Origin of the sequence: Streptomyces cavernicola (genome assembly GCF_029968035.1) — a bacterium.
In the GTDB taxonomy this organism is placed as follows: Bacteria; Actinomycetota; Actinomycetes; order Streptomycetales; family Streptomycetaceae; genus Streptomyces; species Streptomyces cavernicola.
This window is the reverse complement of sequence record NZ_JASCIQ010000006.1, coordinates 91,944-106,731: the sequence shown is the minus strand read 5'-3', so window position 1 is coordinate 106,731 and position 14,788 is coordinate 91,944. Positions and strand designations below refer to the sequence as shown.

Here is a 14,788-nt window from a genome sequence, read left to right as displayed (position 1 = left end):
TTAACCGCCTGTCAGATGCGGTGCGACTATTCGCCAGGGTTCGCCAGGGTGCGCTACGTGGTGTGCCACGCGCCGGGAGGTGTCAGGTAGATATGCGCCACCCCGCCCCGGCGGTCGTACGGCACTCCCCAGGGTGCGGCACTTCGGCCGGGCCGGGTGGCCATGTGACTCGTCGGCACACGAAGGGATCTGTCTCGCCCATGTACGCAGCATCGTCCTCCGTGTCCGCTCCGCCCCGGCCCCAGGCCCACCGTCAGGGCAGCGGCCCGTACTTGGCACCGTCCCGGCAGGCGGTCCCCGCCATAGGCGGCCGGATGCGGCGCCCGGCGCCCGGCACGCAAGCGATCAGCGGCAGACTCGACCTGTCCGGCGCCCAGGGCGCGCAGTTGCGTACGGCCATCGCGTCCGTGCTGCGGATCTGCCCGGAGTTCAACCCCGTGCAGGTGCTGCGGCGCAGCGGACGCTCCGTGCTCCTGGTCGGCACCACCGGACGCTCCACCGCGGTCGCCAAGTGCTTACTGGACCACTCGCCCGCCTGGTCGGAGCGGATCCAGCACGAAATAGCTTCATACCGCGCGTTCGTCCGGCACCGTCCGCCGGTACGTGCGCCGCGGCTCATCGCCGCCGACCCGGTGGGCGGCACCCTGGTCATCGAGCGAATGCCCGGACGGGTGGCGGCAGTTCAGCGGCACCCCGTGGAGGCGCCGCCGCGGGCGGACATCCGTGCGGCGCTCGGCGCGATCTGCCGGCTCAACGCCTGGCGGCCGCCGGCAGGCATGTTCAACGCCCCGCTGGACTACGCCTCGCGGATCTCCCGCTACCACGAGCTGGGCCTGCTCACCGACCGGGACCTGGGCGACCTGCAGAAGCTGCTGCACGGCATCGCGCACTCCGCGGGCCCCAGCGGCATGGGCCAGTTCTGCCACGGCGACGCGCTGCTGCAGAACGTCCTGCTCTCCCCGGCAGGGCCGGTCCTGGTCGACTGGGAGCACGCGGGCTGGTACCTGCCGGGGTACGACCTGGCGACGCTCTGGTCCTGTCTCGGCGACGCCCCCATGGCGCGGCGGCAGATCAGCCAACTCGCCCAGTCCGCGGGCCCGGCGGCGCGCGACGCCTTCCTGGTGAACCTGATGCTGGTCCTCACCCGGGAGATCCGGACGTACGAGACGGCCGTGCAGCGCGCCATGAACGAGCAGGCCCCGACGGCGCCGGGCCAGAACCCGTCCGGCGCGGTGCCGAACGGTGAGGAACAGCGGCTGCTCCTGCGCCGACTGCACGACGACTGCGCGCTCGCCCGCAGGGCGGTTCGCGCAGCGGTCGGCACTCGCTGAAGGCCGGCGCACCGGGGCTCGGAAAGCAGGCCACCGCCGAGGGGGGTGCAGGGCCGGGGGGACTCCCCCCGGCCCTGCTTTTGCGTTGACGGGAGAGCGAGACGCTACGTATCGTCTCATGTAGAGACTCCCATAGAGGCCCGCACACGGACGCCCTCACGTAGCCGCCCGCGCTCAGCCGCCCGCACGCAGACGCCGGACAAGGAGCCCCATGGACCACCGCCCCGCACGCCACCACCGCACCGAACACTTCGTCGAGGCAGCCCCCGGCACCCGCCTGTGGGTGGAGGAGTGCGGCCCCGCCGACGCCGAGGCGCTGCTGCTGATCATGGGCGCGCAGACCTCCGGCCTCGGCTGGCCGGACGCCCTCGTCGACACGCTCGCCGAGCACTGCCGCGTCATCCGGTACGACCACCGCGACACCGGCCGCTCCAGCCGGCGCTTCAACGAACAGCCGTACGCGATCGCCGATCTCGCGGTCGACGCGGTCGCCGTCCTGGACGCCCTCGGCGTGGCCCGCGCCCATGTCGTCGGCCTCTCACTCGGCGGTCTCCTCGCCCAACTCCTCGTCGCCGACCACCCGGACCGGCTGCTCAGCGCCACCCTCATCGGCACCAGCTCCCTGAGCACCACGCCCTACGTCGACGCCGCCGGGCACGAGACCCCGCCCGAGCGCCTGCCCGGGACCGACCCCCGGCTGCTCGCGCTGTGGGCCGAGCCGCCCCGAGTCCGGTCCCTGGAGGAGGAGTTGGCGTGGCGGGTGGAGCACTGGCGGCTGCTCTCCGGCGAGCAGCTGCCCTTCGACGCGGCGGAGGCCCGCGCCCTGGAGCGGCGGATCGTCGAGCACACCGGCCACCACGAGAACAGCGCGGCGCACGCCCACGCGGACCCCTCGGGCCTGCTGCGCACGGAGGAGCTCGCCGCCACCGACGTGCCGGTCCTCGTCGTCGCCGGCCCGGCCGAGCCGGTGTTCCCGCCGCCGCACGCTCAGCACCTGGCACAGACGGTCCGGGGCGCCCGTCTCGTCGAGATCCCGGGCATGGGCCACGCACTGCCCCGCCAGGTCCTGGACCCGCTCGCGGCGGCGATCCTGGCGCACGCGGGTGCGGCCTCGTACCGGTGATTCTTCCCGTACCTCTGTAACCTGCGGCGACAAAGGTCCCCCGGGCATCCTTTCCGCTGCGACATGCCCGTGTCCATCCGTGCTGACACCCATGTCGGGGCTTCTGACGCGGATGACAAGATGTCGCTCTTGCCGCGTTCGCGCTCCGCGCCGGCGCGGCCCAGTTCACCAGCAAGTCAGGGGACCAGGGAGGGGACAGGCTGTGCCTGCTCCACGGATGAGCACGACGCCGCTGCCCGGCATCGGCGTCCAGTACGACCTCACCACACGTGAGGACCGCCATGTCTCGGTGGTCGCGCACCGGGACGGCACGCGCACCGTCAACGTCTACGAGGCCGACGACCCGGACGCGTGCCAGCAGTCGCTGCATCTGACGGGGCCCGAGTCGGCCTCGCTGATCGACGCGCTGATGCCGGCGCACCACAGCCCGAACGTGCTGCACACCACGGATCTGGGTCTGGTCGCCGAGCGCATCGAGCTGTCGACGCACTCGCACTTCAACGGGCGGGTGCTCGGCGACACGAAGATGCGGACGGACACGGGCGCGTCCGTCGTCGCCGTGCTGCGCCGCTCGGGGGCGGTTCCGTCCCCCGCACCGGACTTCCGGCTCGCCGGCGGGGACACGCTGATCGTGATCGGCACCCGTGAGGGCGTCGAGGCGGCCGCAGCGATCCTCGGGCAGGAGTGAGCGCGTGCACTCTGCTCTCTTCCTGATCGAGTTCGGGGCGATCATCCTCGCCCTCGGGCTGCTCGGCCGGTTCGCCGGACGGTTCCAGTTCTCGCCGATCCCGCTGTATCTGCTCGCCGGGCTCGCGTTCGGCGAGGGCGGGCTGCTTCCGCTCGGCGCGAGCGAGGAGTTCGTGGCGATCGGCGCCGAGATAGGCGTGATCCTGCTGCTGCTCATGCTGGGCCTGGAGTACACGGCCACCGACCTGGTGTCCAACCTCAAGACCCAGTACCCGGCGGGGCTCGTCGACTTCTGTCTGAACGCGCTGCCCGGTGCGCTCGCCGCGCTGCTGCTCGGCTGGGGTCCGGTGGCGGCGGTGGTGCTCGCGGGCGTCACCTGGGTCTCCTCGTCCGGTGTCATCGCGAAGGTGCTCGGCGACCTCGGCCGGGTCGGCAACCGGGAGACCCCGGTGATCCTCAGCGTCCTCGTCCTGGAGGACCTGGCGATGGCCGTGTATCTGCCCATCATCACGGCCCTGTTGGCGGGTGTGAGCCTCGCGGCGGCGAGCGTCACCCTGGCCATCGCGCTCGGCGTGGCCGGGCTCGTCCTGTTCGTCGCGCTCCGCTACGGCCGGGTGATCTCCCGCTTCGTCTCCAGCGACGACCCGGAGAAGCTGCTGCTCGTCGTGCTCGGCCTGACGCTGCTCGTGGCGGGCATCGCCCAGCAGCTCCAGGTGTCGGCCGCGGTGGGCGCGTTCCTCGTCGGCATCGCACTCTCCGGCGAGGTCGCCGAGGGCACGCACACGCTGCTCAGCCCGCTGCGGGACCTGTTCGCCGCGGTGTTCTTCGTCTTCTTCGGCCTGCACACCGACCCGGCGAGCATTCCCCCGGTGCTGCTTCCGGCGCTCGTCCTGGCCGTGGCCACGGCGCTCACGAAGATCGCCACCGGGTACTGGGCGGCCAAGCGCGCCGGGGTCGGCGTCAAGGGGCGCTGGCGGGCGGGCGGCACGCTGGTCGCGCGCGGCGAGTTCTCCATAGTCATCGCGGGCCTCGCCGTGACGGCCGGGATCGAGCCGTCCCTCGGCCCGCTCGCCACGGCGTACGTCCTGATCCTGGTGATCGTGGGCCCGCTGACCGCGCGCTACACGCAGCCGGTCGCCGGGTACTTCATCAAACGTCGCCAGGGCTCGGGCGACTCGGGCGGAGCGTCCGCCTCCACCGCGCCCGCGCCCGCGCAGGAGCAGCCGGAGGCGGCCGAAGTTCAGGGCGGAGCGCAGCCCTAGCGCCATCGTGCGGCAACCGCGGGGAGGCGGCGAGCAGTTGCTCGCCGCCTCTGTGTTTCCAGGACGTTTTCCCGTACGAAAGGTCAGTCGTTTCCCCGTACGAAAAGGTCAGTCGCCGGCGACCTCGATCCTGCCGTCGGCCGGGGCCGAGCCGTTCGCCTTGTTCGCGCTGTTCGCCTTGCTCGCGGTGATGTTCTGCAGGAGTGCTGCGAGGTCGACTCCCGTGGTGGAGCCGATGAGTTCGACGCCCTGGGCGACGTTGTCGGCGACGGTGCGCGGGAGTTGGCTCGCGCCGTCCGTGGAGATCACCGTCATCTTGTCGATGGCGCTCATCGGCTCGGCGGCCTTGGCGACGACCTGCGGCAGCACCTCGACCAGCATCTGCAGCACGGCCGCGTCGCCGTACTGTGCGAACGCGTCGGCCTTCTTCTGCATGGCCTCCGCCTCGGCCGCGCCCTTCGCGCCGATGGCCGCGGCCTGGGCCTCGCCCTCGATGCGTACGGCCTCGGCGAGCGCGGCGCGGTGCAGCTTCTCGCCCTCACCGGTGAGGCGGGAGCGCTGCGCGTCCGCCTCGGCCTGCTTGACCAGGGCGATCCGGCGGGCCTCGGCCTCCTGCTCGGCCTGGTAGCGGGCGGCGTCGGCAGGCTTGCGGACCTTGGTGTCCAACTCCCGGTCGGTCAGGGCGGCTTGGCGCTCGGCGACCTTCTCCTGCTCGGTGAGGACCTCCTGCTGGCGTGCGGCGTCGGCGAGCGGTCCGGCGGCGTTGGCGCGGGCGGCGGCCTCGTCGGTCTCGGCGCGGATCTCGGCCTGCTTGAGGGCGAAGGTCCGCTCGGCGACGGCGATCTCCTCGGCGGCCTTCAGGCGGGCCTGTTCGGCGGCGCGGCGGGCGACGGCCTCGGCGATGTCGGCCTCCTGCTTGGCGCGGGCGGCCTCGGGCCGGCCGAGGTCCTCCAGGTAGGAGCCCTCGGTGGAGATGTCCTGGATCTGGAAGGCGTCGAGGACGAGGCCCTGTCCGGACAGGGAGGCCTCGGCCTCCTCGGCGACCTGCCCGGCGAACGCGGCGCGGTCGCGGATGATGTCCTCCACGGACATCCGGCCGACGATGGCGCGCAGCGCGCCGGAGAGCACTTCCTGGGTGAAGCCGACGATGCCGTCCTGCTGCATGAGGAAGCGCTGGGCGGCGGCGCGGATGGAGTCCTCGGTGCCGCCGACCTTGACGATGGCGACGCCTTCGAGGTTCGCCTTCACACCGCGCAGGGTGACGGCGCCGCGCACGGCGATCGGGATGTGCCGCGAGGACAGGTCGAGCGTGAACCTCTGCTGCACGAACGGCACCACGAAGACGCCGCCGCCGACGACGACCTTCTGACCGCTGTTGTCGGTGACCACCCGGCCCGTCGCGGGGTCGGTGGACTTCTTGCCGCGCCGCCCGGTGACGATGAACGCCTCGCTGGGCCCGGCCACCTTGTAGCGGGTGACGACGACGAGAGCGAGCAGGACGAGGAGTACGACGACTCCGGCGACGGAGAGCGCTACTGGGCTCATCGGGGTTCCCCCTTGGTGCCCGCCGCTGCGGGCGCTTTCGAGATGTACGTGTGGTGGGGCGGGGGGCCGCGCGGGCCCCCGGTGTGCCGTGCGCCCCGGGTGTTCAGCGTTCTACGGGGCGGACCGCGACCGACGTGGCCGACAGGGTCCGCTCCACCCAGACTTCGGTGCCGCGCGTGACGGGCTCGGCGCACTTCGCGGCCAACTTGACGGGCTGGCCCGCGAGTTGGAGCAGCACTTCGCCGTACCCCTCGGACGGGATGGCCGTGACGACGCGTCCCGCACTGCCTACGAGGTCGTCGCCACGCGGGGATTCGGTGGAGTCCCGGAGCAGGGCGCGGCTGGCCCGCCACACCCCGTACGCGGTGACGAGTCCCGCGCCGGTGCCGACGGCGGTGGCGGCGACGGTCCCGAGGCCGGTGGTGCCGAGGGTCAGGGCGCCGCCGAAGCCGAGCATGGACAGGAACCCGGCGACGACGGGCAGCGAGAGCCAGCCGTCGAGGAGTCCGTCGACGGCGCCGCCGAGGAGCCCTTCGAGCAGTCCGTCGAGGACGAGGGAGAGGGCGAGGAGGACGACCCCCGCCATGCCGAGACCTAGAAACAAGGTCACCGCAACCGCCTCCTCACCCGCTCGTCCCCCGCTTGTCCCCCGTGGACGATTAGAGATTTCCACGGGAGGCGCTGCCGCGTCATTGCCGGTTCTCGGCAGTCTTTACGCGCTGTTGATGCCGGGACTCGGCGGTACGGGAGGGCCGCTCAGGCCTCTGCGGCCGCCCTTCTCCCGGAACTTCGCCCGAACAGGTGGACCGGGCACGGATGTCCGCCCGGCCACCGGCGGCGCGGGCCCGGCGGGCACGGTCCGTGTCGCTCCTGTTCAGCGGGGCTTCAGAGGTCCAGGCCACTGACGCGGCGCAGGCGGGTCGACGTGCGCCGGAGAAACCCGCCGGGAACCGTCCTGACATGGGAAATCCCGGTCCCGTAGGCATGATTGACGGATCGTCGGAGAGCCGATACCACTGACTCCCACGTTCGGCCCCGCACCCCCCATAGCGCCCCACCGCCCCAGGAGGCAGCCTTGCGAAGGTCAGACCATGCCAGAGATGTGACCGTGCGCAGACGTCTGACGAGGACCTCGGGCGCGGTCGCGTCGGCCGCCCTGCTGCTGCCGCTCCTGGCCGCGGCGCCCTCCGGGAGCGGCAGCGCCCCGGGGGCCGCGTCGGCGCGGCTGCAGAGCGCGTTCGCCGCGGCGGCCGCCGAGTACCAGGTGCCGCAGAGCGTGCTGCTCGGCGTCTCCTATCTGCAGTCCCGCTGGGACGGGCACGCCGGCGCCCCCAGCGTCAGCGGCGGCTACGGCCCGATGCACCTGACGGATGCGCGCACCGCGATCAAGGAGGCGCCGCACCACAGCCACGGCACGGAGGACGCCCGCGGCGACACCGCCCGCCCCGCGCGCACGCCCGAGGCGGAGCTGCCCGACCCGGCCGAGCTGCCCGAGCGCCTCAGCACCCTGCCGAGGGCCGCCGAGCTGACCGGGCTCAGCGCCGAGGAGTTGCGCACCGACCCGGCGGCGAACGTCCGCGGCGGTGCGGCCCTGCTCGCCGCGGCTCAGCGCGAGGCGGGCGCGGACACGGACAGCGCGAACCCGGCGGACTGGTATGCGGCGGTCGCGAAGTTCTCCGGCGCCGACGACCAGGCTTCCGCGGCCTCGTACGCGAACGAGGTGTTCGCGGTGATCCGCGACGGCGAGGAGCGCACCACGGACGCGGGCCAGCGGGTCCGGCTCACCGCGACCAGGGGTGTCGAGCCGGATGCGGCCCGGATGGAGAAGCTGGGCCTTCGCCGCGCGTCGGCCGCCGCGACGGACTGCCCGGAGACGATCTCCTGCGAGTGGGTGCCGGCCCCATACGAGGAGTTCGGGGAGGAGGACTACGGCAACCACGACAAGGCGGACCGGCCGAACGACCAGAAGATCCGGTACATCGTGGTGCACGACACCGAGGGCACCTGGGACACCGCTCTGAAGCTGGTGCAGGACCCGGAGTACGTGTCGTGGCAGTACACGCTGCGCTCCACCGACGGCCATGTCGCGCAGCACCTGAAGCTGAAGGACGTCGGCTGGCACGCGGGCAACTGGGCGATCAACTCGCAGTCGATCGGCCTGGAGCACGAGGGTTTCCTCACCAAGCCGGACGCCTGGTACACGGAGGCGATGTACCGCAGCTCGGCCCGCCTGGTGAAGTACCTCGCGAAGCGGTACGACATCCCGCTGGACCGGCAGCACGTCCTCGGCCACGACACGGTGCCGGGCACGACGACGTCGACGATCCCGGGCATGCACACGGACCCGGGCCCGTACTGGGACTGGCAGCACTACTTCACGCTGATGGGCAAGCCCTTCGAGCGCACGGCCGGGTCGGACGGCGGTCTGGTGACCGTCGCGCCCCAATACGGCGAGCACAAGCCGGAGTTCACGGGCTGCACGGAGGCAGGCGAGAAGTGCCCGGCGCACGGTTCCAGCGCGGTGCGGCTGCACACCGAGCCGAGCGACGACGCCCCGCTGGTCAAGGACATCGGCCTGCGGCCGGGCGGCGGTGACTCGACGATCGGCGTGAACGACCTGGGCTCGCGGGTGTCCACCGGCCAGCAGTACGCGGTCGCGGACCGCGAGGGCGACTGGACGGCGATCTGGTATCTCGGGCAGAAGGCCTGGTTCAAGAACCCGAAGGCGCAGCCGACCGCGGTGGACGCCGAGGGCGCGACGGTCACACCGAAGGCGGGCGCGGAGGAGATCCCGGTCTACGGCCGGGCGTACCCGGAGAGCTCGGCGTACCCCGCGGACATCAAGCCGCAGCCGGTGTCGCCGCTGCCGTACAAGCTTCTGAAGGGCCAGAAGTACGCGGTGGGCGGCAAGGTGCCGGGCGAGTACTTCTACTCGCCGACGTTCGACACGTCCACGCACAAGGTGGTGCGCGGCAAGGACACGTACTACGAGATCCAGTTCGGGCACCGGGTCGCGTTCGTGCGGGCGGCGGACGTGCAGGTGGTGCCGTCGGGTTCGTAGAGGTACGGCCGGACAGCTCGCCGGGCCCGGATCTGCGTGTGGGGGCAGATCCGGGCCCGGCGTATGTGTGTGGGGCTGTTTCGGCTGGTCAGCCCTGCTGGAAGAGCTCCGCGGGCAGCGGCTTCAGGAGGGCGTAGAGGTCGTCCGTGATGGGGCGGTCCCAGGCGGCGATGGTCACCAGGACGTTGTCGCTGCGGTCGAACTGGACGCAGGAGATGCGGCTCTCGGAGAGCTTGAGGCGGCGCACGATCAGCAGGTTGTCGCCCTGCATGACGGGGACGTCCTCGGTCTCGACGACCTCGATCTCCTCGTCGTTCTCCAGGGCGAGCAGCAGCTGCGCCACCTCGAACGGGACGTCCTTCTCGCCGACCTCACGGGCCGGGGAGCCCTCGGGGAGGTTGCCGATGACCATGGCGGGGCCGCGGCCGCCGAACAGGTCGTACCGCAGGAACACGCCCTGGCAGGTGCCGTCGGGGGCGGGCAGGAGGCCCGCGCCGAGGTTGCCGGGCCAGTCCCCCGGATCCATGGCCAGGACGTCGAAGTCCGGGCCGGCGGGGGTGGGGGCGCTGCGGCGGCGGAGGAAGGACATGCCGCCCATGGTACGTGGCTTTCGACGCGGCCGGACGCCGGGCCCCGGTCGGCCCGCTCCCCGCCGCCGACGGCATGCGCGCCGGTCAGACCCCTTGCGGGCGGAAGGTGCGGCGCGCACCGAAGGGCGATGCGCCGCCCTCCTGTTCGGGGCCCAACACCAGCCGTACGGGGGCGAGTTCAGCCGGTCGGGGCGGCCTGGGCCGCGTCGGCGGCCAGCCGCTCCAGGAGGGCGACGGCCTCCTCGGCCCGCTCGTACGGCACGAACAGGTGGTCGTGGTGGAAGCCCGCGACGACGTTGCAGCTGAGGCCCGCGTCGGCGAGGAGCGCGGCGACGGCGGCGGTGAGGCCGACCGCTTCGAGCGCCGAGTGGACGCGGAGCGTGATCCACCCGGCGACGTACGCGTACGGGAGCCCGGCGGCGTCGGCCTCCTCCTGCCGTACGACGAGGGTGCGGCCCTCGTCCTCGCGGACGGTGACGACCGGGTCGAGGTGGGGCGGGGGCGGCCCGGTGACGGTGGCGTACACGTATGTGTGCGGGTCGAGGTGGGGGCGCAGGCCGGTGAGGAGGCGGGTCAGGTCGCGCTCGGCGGGGCCGTGACCTGGGGGTTCTGTCGCGGGGTTCTCGTGCATGGGGTCAGGCTAGGCCCTGTCTTCAATCTCCCGTCGTCCGCCCGAAGGGCGGGCCCCGCGGCGTCCGGTGCGTGCGATCGCAAGGCGCGGGAATGGTCTCGTAGCGGAGCTACTAGGGCATTTCCGCAACGCGGCGAGCGTGCGTGCCGGGCGTCGCGGGGCAGGCGGGAGATTGAAGACAGGGCCTAGGGCAGCGTTCAGAGGGCGTCGGCGCGGTGGCGCCGCTGGTGGCGGGCGACTCGGGCGCGGTTGCCGCAGGAGGGTTTGCACCACTCCTGGCGCGGGTGCTCCTTGAGGAAGTAGCGCACGCAACGCGGGGCGTGGCAGGCGCGCAGCCGGTCACGGTCGTCGCTCGCGAGGAACGCGGCGGCGGCGCGGGCGAGGCCGGACACGAGGAGGTCGACGGGCGGGGCCGGGGCGGCGGGCCGGTACGTGAGCTCGGCTGGGCCGGGCTCCGGCCAGGTGAGGCGGGGCGCGACGGGGACGCGGGCGGCGGCTGCGGCGAGCCGGTCGAGGGCCTCGTCGGCGGGGAGCAGCCGCTCGGCGTCGGCGGGGCTGGGCGGTGCGGGGCGTACGGCGCGGGCGAAGAGGGTGCGTACGGCCCGGCGCAGGTCGCGTACGGCGGTGAGGGCGGCCGGGTCGGCGGTGAACGGGGCGAGCGGGTCGGGCAGGGCTGCGGCCTCGGCCAGCTCGGCGGTGTGCGCGGCGACCCAGGCGGTGAGGCCTTCGGCGTCTTCGAGGTCGTCGGCGACGCCGCCCCGGCCGTCGTGGCGGACGGTGAGGGCGAGATCGAGGACGAGCTGCGCTGCGGACATGCGCCCGATGCTAGCTTCGCCGTGACCGGTGGTCGTGGGCTCGGAGGGGGTACGGGATGGGGTTCGGGACGGGTCGGGTGCGGGTCGATCACTGGCGGGCGGGGCTCACGTGTGTGCCGGAGTCCGTGTGGGGGCGGGTGGACGCGGAGGAGCTGATCCTCGCGGACAACCTGCTCACCGCCGTCTCCCCGCGCCTTGCCGGGCTGACCCGGCTGTGTCTGCTCGACCTCGGGCACAACCGCCTCACCGAGCTGCCCGAGGCGATCGGCGACCTGCCCGCGCTCACCGGGTTCCTCTACCTGCACGACAACCAACTCGCCGTGCTGCCCGAGGCGTTGGGCCGTCTGAACCGGCTTCGGTATCTCAACGTCGGCGAGAACCCCCTGGACCGGCTGCCCCAATCCCTGGGCGGGCTACGGGAGTTGGTGGAGCTGCGCGCACAGCACGCCCGGCTCGTCGAGCTGCCCGACTCCCTGGGCGAACTCGGCGCGCTGCGCGAGCTGTGGCTGCGCGGCAACCGGCTGACCGCGCTGCCCGACTCCGTACGGCGGCTGCGGGAGTTGCGGGAGGTCGAGCTGCGGGAGAACCGGTTCACGGCTGTGCCTGCGGCGCTGCGCGGGCTTCCGCTGCTGCGGCGGCTGGACCTGCGCGGCAACCAGGTGCGTGAACTGCCGGACTGGGTCGAGGAGTTGCCCGTACTGGAGAAGCTGGATCTGCGGTGGAATCCGGTGGAGGTGCCGGTCGCGGTGGAGGCGCGGCTCGCCGCGCGGGGGTGCGTGGTGCTGTGGTGAGCGGGGCGGCGGAGCTGCTCGCGCGGCTGCCTGAACGGTTCTGGTCCGTGCCGTACAAGGGCTCGCGGTTTCCCGGCGCGGCGGACGTGCTCGCGCGGCCCGCGCTCCGGTTCGGCGCCAACTGCCAGCTGTTCGCGTACGCCGTGCTCGGGCACTTCGGGATCGGCGTGCCGCCGCTGCGGTCGAGCGAGCTGTGGCACGACACGGCCGCCACCGTGCACGTTCCGGCGCCGGGCCCGCTCGACCTGGTGCTCTTCAACGGGGACGACGATCCGTACGGGGCCCATGTGGGCGTGTGGGCCGGGGGCGACGCCGTGCTGCATCTGTGCACGGAGGCGGGGCGGCCCGCAGTGTGGACGCGCGCGGAGTTCGCCCGGCGGGCCCGCTACCGGGTGCTGTTGGGGGCCAAGCGGGTCGTACGGGATGGGCCGAACTAGGCACCCTGCGGCGGGAGTTCGCGGGGCCAGCGGTCCGCCGAGCGGAGCAGGTCGATGAAGGCGCGCTCGGCCGGGGAGAGGAGCCGGTCGCGGCGGCGGACCAGGTTCACGGGGCGGGGGCGGGGGGCCGGGCTCGTCGGCAGGACCACGAGGGTGCCCGCGCGTACGTCGTCGACGATGGCGTGCTCCGAGATCAGGGCGATGCCGAGGTTCGCCGCCACGCACTGCTTCGCGGCCTCGGGCCCCCACACGGCGCCGCGCGACGCGGTGTCCAACTCCCATTCGGAGAGCGCCTGTTCCTGCAGCACCCGGGTCTGCGAGCCCGGTTCGCGGAGCAGGAAACGGCAGTCGGCGAGGTCCTGCGGGTGTACCTCCGCGCGCCCGGCGAGGGGGTGCGCGGGGGACGCGACGAGGACGAGACGCTCGTCGAGGACGGTCTCCGTGAGGAGTTGGGAGGCGGTCGGGACGCCCGCGACGACGGCCACGCCGATGTCACCGGCCAGGAGGCGTTCCAGTACGGCCTCGTTGTTGCCGACGAACACGTCGCACTCGATGCCGGGGTGCTGCTCCTGGTAGCGGGCGAGCAGCGGCGGCAGCAGATACGTGCCGACCGTCGTCGAACCGCCCACCAGGAGCCGGCCCGAGGCGAGGCCGCTGACCTGCTGCACGGCCGCGACCGCCTCCTCGGCGAGCAGGAAGACGCGTTTGCCGTACTCGGCGAGCACCTCGCCCTCGGCGGTGGGCCGGGCGCGGGAGCCGGAGCGGTCGATGAGGGTGACCTTCAGGGACTGTTCGAGCCTGCGCACCTGGTTCGAGACCGAGGGCTGGCTCATGTAGAGGCGGTGCGCCGCCGCGGAGAAGCCCTGGTGTTCCACGACCTGCATGAAGATCCACAGTCGGTGGAGGTTGAGTTCCACGCACGCCCCTCCCCACTCGCCGGGCGAGCCTCGTCGATCACCGGGCGCCGAGCCTAGCCCGCGCCCCGGCCTGCGGGGGAGGGCTCGTACGCGGTCTCTCTCGGCCCGGGGGGCTATGGCCGCCATAGCGAATCCGGTGGTTCTTCCGCCCCCGCCGCCGGTGCTACCCATGAAACGCGGCACGGCGAACGAGGAGGCCGTCCGCGAGACTTCGACCTCAGGGGTGGATCCGTACATGACCGAGCCGCTGACTGTGAACGGGCGCCGCTACCACCGGCCCCACCGGCCCGTCGTCGTCGTGTGCATCGACGGCAGCGAGGACGCCTACCACGAGCGGGCCATCGCGGACGGCCGCATGCCCTTCCTGGAGCGGATGCTGCAGCGCGGGGCCGACCTGCGGGCCGACTGCACCATGCCGTCCTTCACCAACCCCAACAACCTGTCCATCGCGACGGGTGTGTCGCCCGCCGTGCACGGCATCTGCGGCAACTACTTCTACGACACCGAGTCCGGCGCCGAGGTCATGATGAACGACCCCGGACTGCTGCGCGCGCCCACGCTGTTCGCGGAGTTCTCGCAGCGCGGGGCGAAGGTCGCCGTCATCACCGCCAAGGACAAGCTGCGCCGGCTCCTGGGCAGCGGCCTCAAGGACGGCATCTGCTTCTCCGCGGAGAAGGCCGACCAGGCCACCGAGGCGGAGAACGGCATCGGCAAGGTCCTGGAACGCACCGGCATGGAGCTGCCGTCGGTGTACAGCGCCGAGCTGAGCGAGCTCGTCATGGCCGCGGGCGCGGACATCCTCGACAAGGACCGGCCCGACCTGATGTACCTGTCGCTCACGGACTACATCCAGCACAAGCACGCCCCGGGCTCGCCGGTCGCCAACGACTTCTACGCCATGCTCGACCAGTACTTCGAGCGGATCGACGCGCTCGGCGCGGTCCTCGTCGTCACCGCCGACCACGGCATGAACGCCAAGGCGGGCGGGGACGGCGCGGCCCGTGTCGTCCATCTCCAGGACGAGCTGGACGCCCGGCTCGAACCGGGCGCGGCGCGGGTCGTGCTGCCCATCACCGACCCGTACACCGTGCACCACGGCGCGCTGGGCTCGTACGCCACCGTCCATCTGCCCGCGTCCGCCGACCGCGCAGCCGTGGCCGCCGGCCTCGCCCAACTGGAGGGCGTGGAGGAAGTGTTGACCCGGGAGGCGGCCTGCGAGCGGTTCGAGCTGCCGGGCGACCGGATCGGCGACCTCGTCGTCATCGCCGAGCGCAACACGGTCCTCGGCACGACACCGGCCCGGCACGACATCTCCGGCTTCACCGAACCGCTGCGCTCGCACGGCGGGCTGACCGAGCAGAAGGTGCCGTTCCTCGTCAACGCCCCGGTCGAGGGCCTGCCCGTCGACCACCGGCTGCGCAACTTCGACGCGTACTGGATCGGCGCCGCGATCGCCGCCGGCGAGCCGCTCCCCGCCGCCTGACCGGCCGGTCCTGCACCGCCTGACCCGGCCGGGCCCCGTCGCCTGACCCACCGGGTCCCGCACCACCCGACCGACCGGCCCCGCGCCCGCCTGTGCGCGGGGTCCCACCGGACCG

At 72.8% G+C, this 14,788-nt stretch carries 14 protein-coding genes; 8 read left to right on the top strand and 6 right to left on the bottom strand.

Translation table 11 applies throughout. The features are described 5' to 3' along the window. Positions 1-200 precede the first annotated feature (200 nt). The 4 genes from QIS96_RS07780 (at position 201) to QIS96_RS07765 (ending at position 4,403) form a co-directional block, all read left to right on the top strand. Positions 201-1,331 (top strand): aminoglycoside phosphotransferase family protein, encoded by a 1,131-nt coding sequence (locus tag QIS96_RS07780; RefSeq protein WP_282541672.1) that lies wholly within the window; start codon positions 201-203, stop codon positions 1,329-1,331. Between the two features lie 211 nt (positions 1,332-1,542). Continuing rightward, positions 1,543-2,454, top strand: a complete 912-nt coding sequence (locus QIS96_RS07775) for an alpha/beta fold hydrolase (RefSeq protein WP_282541671.1) — start codon at positions 1,543-1,545, stop codon at positions 2,452-2,454. A gap of 217 nt (positions 2,455-2,671) precedes the next feature. Continuing rightward, positions 2,672-3,142, top strand: coding sequence for a cation:proton antiporter regulatory subunit (locus QIS96_RS07770; RefSeq protein ID WP_282541670.1), 471 nt, complete (start codon positions 2,672-2,674; stop codon positions 3,140-3,142). A 4-nt stretch (positions 3,143-3,146) separates the two neighbouring features. Beyond that, the gene (locus QIS96_RS07765; RefSeq protein ID WP_282541669.1) at positions 3,147-4,403 is read left to right on the top strand and encodes a cation:proton antiporter; all 1,257 of its coding nucleotides are present in this window, start codon (positions 3,147-3,149) and stop codon (positions 4,401-4,403) included. Between the two features lie 108 nt (positions 4,404-4,511). Here QIS96_RS07765 and QIS96_RS07760 read toward each other — a convergent pair whose 3' ends face one another. Together QIS96_RS07760 and QIS96_RS07755 are read right to left on the bottom strand one after the other, a co-directional pair. Beyond that, positions 4,512-5,948 carry a flotillin family protein gene (locus tag QIS96_RS07760; protein WP_282541668.1) on the bottom strand — a complete coding sequence of 479 codons (1,437 nt, stop codon included), beginning with the start codon at positions 5,946-5,948 and terminating at the stop codon, positions 4,512-4,514. Between the two features lie 103 nt (positions 5,949-6,051). After that, positions 6,052-6,558, bottom strand: a complete 507-nt coding sequence (locus QIS96_RS07755; RefSeq protein WP_282541667.1) for a hypothetical protein — start codon at positions 6,556-6,558, stop codon at positions 6,052-6,054. 498 nt (positions 6,559-7,056) lie between these two features. On the opposite strand from QIS96_RS07755, the gene QIS96_RS07750 reads away from it, so the two are divergent. Further along, positions 7,057-9,009, top strand: a complete 1,953-nt coding sequence (locus tag QIS96_RS07750) for an N-acetylmuramoyl-L-alanine amidase (protein WP_282541666.1) — start codon at positions 7,057-7,059, stop codon at positions 9,007-9,009. Between the two features lie 88 nt (positions 9,010-9,097). Here the strand turns inward: QIS96_RS07750 and QIS96_RS07745 are convergent, their stop codons facing one another. The 3 genes from QIS96_RS07745 to QIS96_RS07735 all read right to left on the bottom strand — a co-directional run bounded on the left by QIS96_RS07745 (position 9,098) and on the right by QIS96_RS07735 (position 11,045). Then, a complete protein-coding gene (locus tag QIS96_RS07745; protein ID WP_282541665.1) occupies positions 9,098-9,598 on the bottom strand; it encodes a hypothetical protein in 501 nt (166 codons plus the stop codon). Positions 9,599-9,777: 179 nt separating this feature from the next. Continuing rightward, positions 9,778-10,230 carry an ACT domain-containing protein gene (locus QIS96_RS07740; protein ID WP_282541664.1) on the bottom strand — a complete coding sequence of 151 codons (453 nt, stop codon included), beginning with the start codon at positions 10,228-10,230 and terminating at the stop codon, positions 9,778-9,780. A gap of 197 nt (positions 10,231-10,427) precedes the next feature. Next, positions 10,428-11,045 carry a CGNR zinc finger domain-containing protein gene (locus QIS96_RS07735; RefSeq protein WP_282541663.1) on the bottom strand — a complete coding sequence of 206 codons (618 nt, stop codon included), beginning with the start codon at positions 11,043-11,045 and terminating at the stop codon, positions 10,428-10,430. 56 nt (positions 11,046-11,101) lie between these two features. Here QIS96_RS07735 and QIS96_RS07730 point away from each other — a divergent pair, with 56 nt between their 5' ends. Beyond that, positions 11,102-11,836: a leucine-rich repeat domain-containing protein gene (locus tag QIS96_RS07730; protein ID WP_282541662.1), complete on the top strand. Its 735-nt coding sequence runs from the start codon at positions 11,102-11,104 to the stop codon at positions 11,834-11,836. Further along, entirely contained in the window at positions 11,833-12,273 is a 441-nt protein-coding gene (locus QIS96_RS07725) for a hydrolase (protein WP_282541661.1), read from the top strand. The genes QIS96_RS07730 and QIS96_RS07725 overlap by 4 nt, the downstream gene beginning before the upstream one ends. Here the strand turns inward: QIS96_RS07725 and QIS96_RS07720 are convergent. Beyond that, entirely contained in the window at positions 12,270-13,190 is a 921-nt protein-coding gene (locus QIS96_RS07720; RefSeq protein WP_282541660.1) for a LysR family transcriptional regulator, read from the bottom strand. The two genes, QIS96_RS07725 and QIS96_RS07720, sit on opposite strands and share 4 nt — an antisense overlap. A gap of 235 nt (positions 13,191-13,425) precedes the next feature. Here QIS96_RS07720 and phnA point away from each other — a divergent pair, with 235 nt between their 5' ends. After that, complete coding sequence (phnA, locus tag QIS96_RS07715; protein ID WP_282541659.1) at positions 13,426-14,673, top strand: phosphonoacetate hydrolase; 1,248 nt, start codon at positions 13,426-13,428, stop codon at positions 14,671-14,673. Positions 14,674-14,788 lie beyond the last annotated feature (115 nt).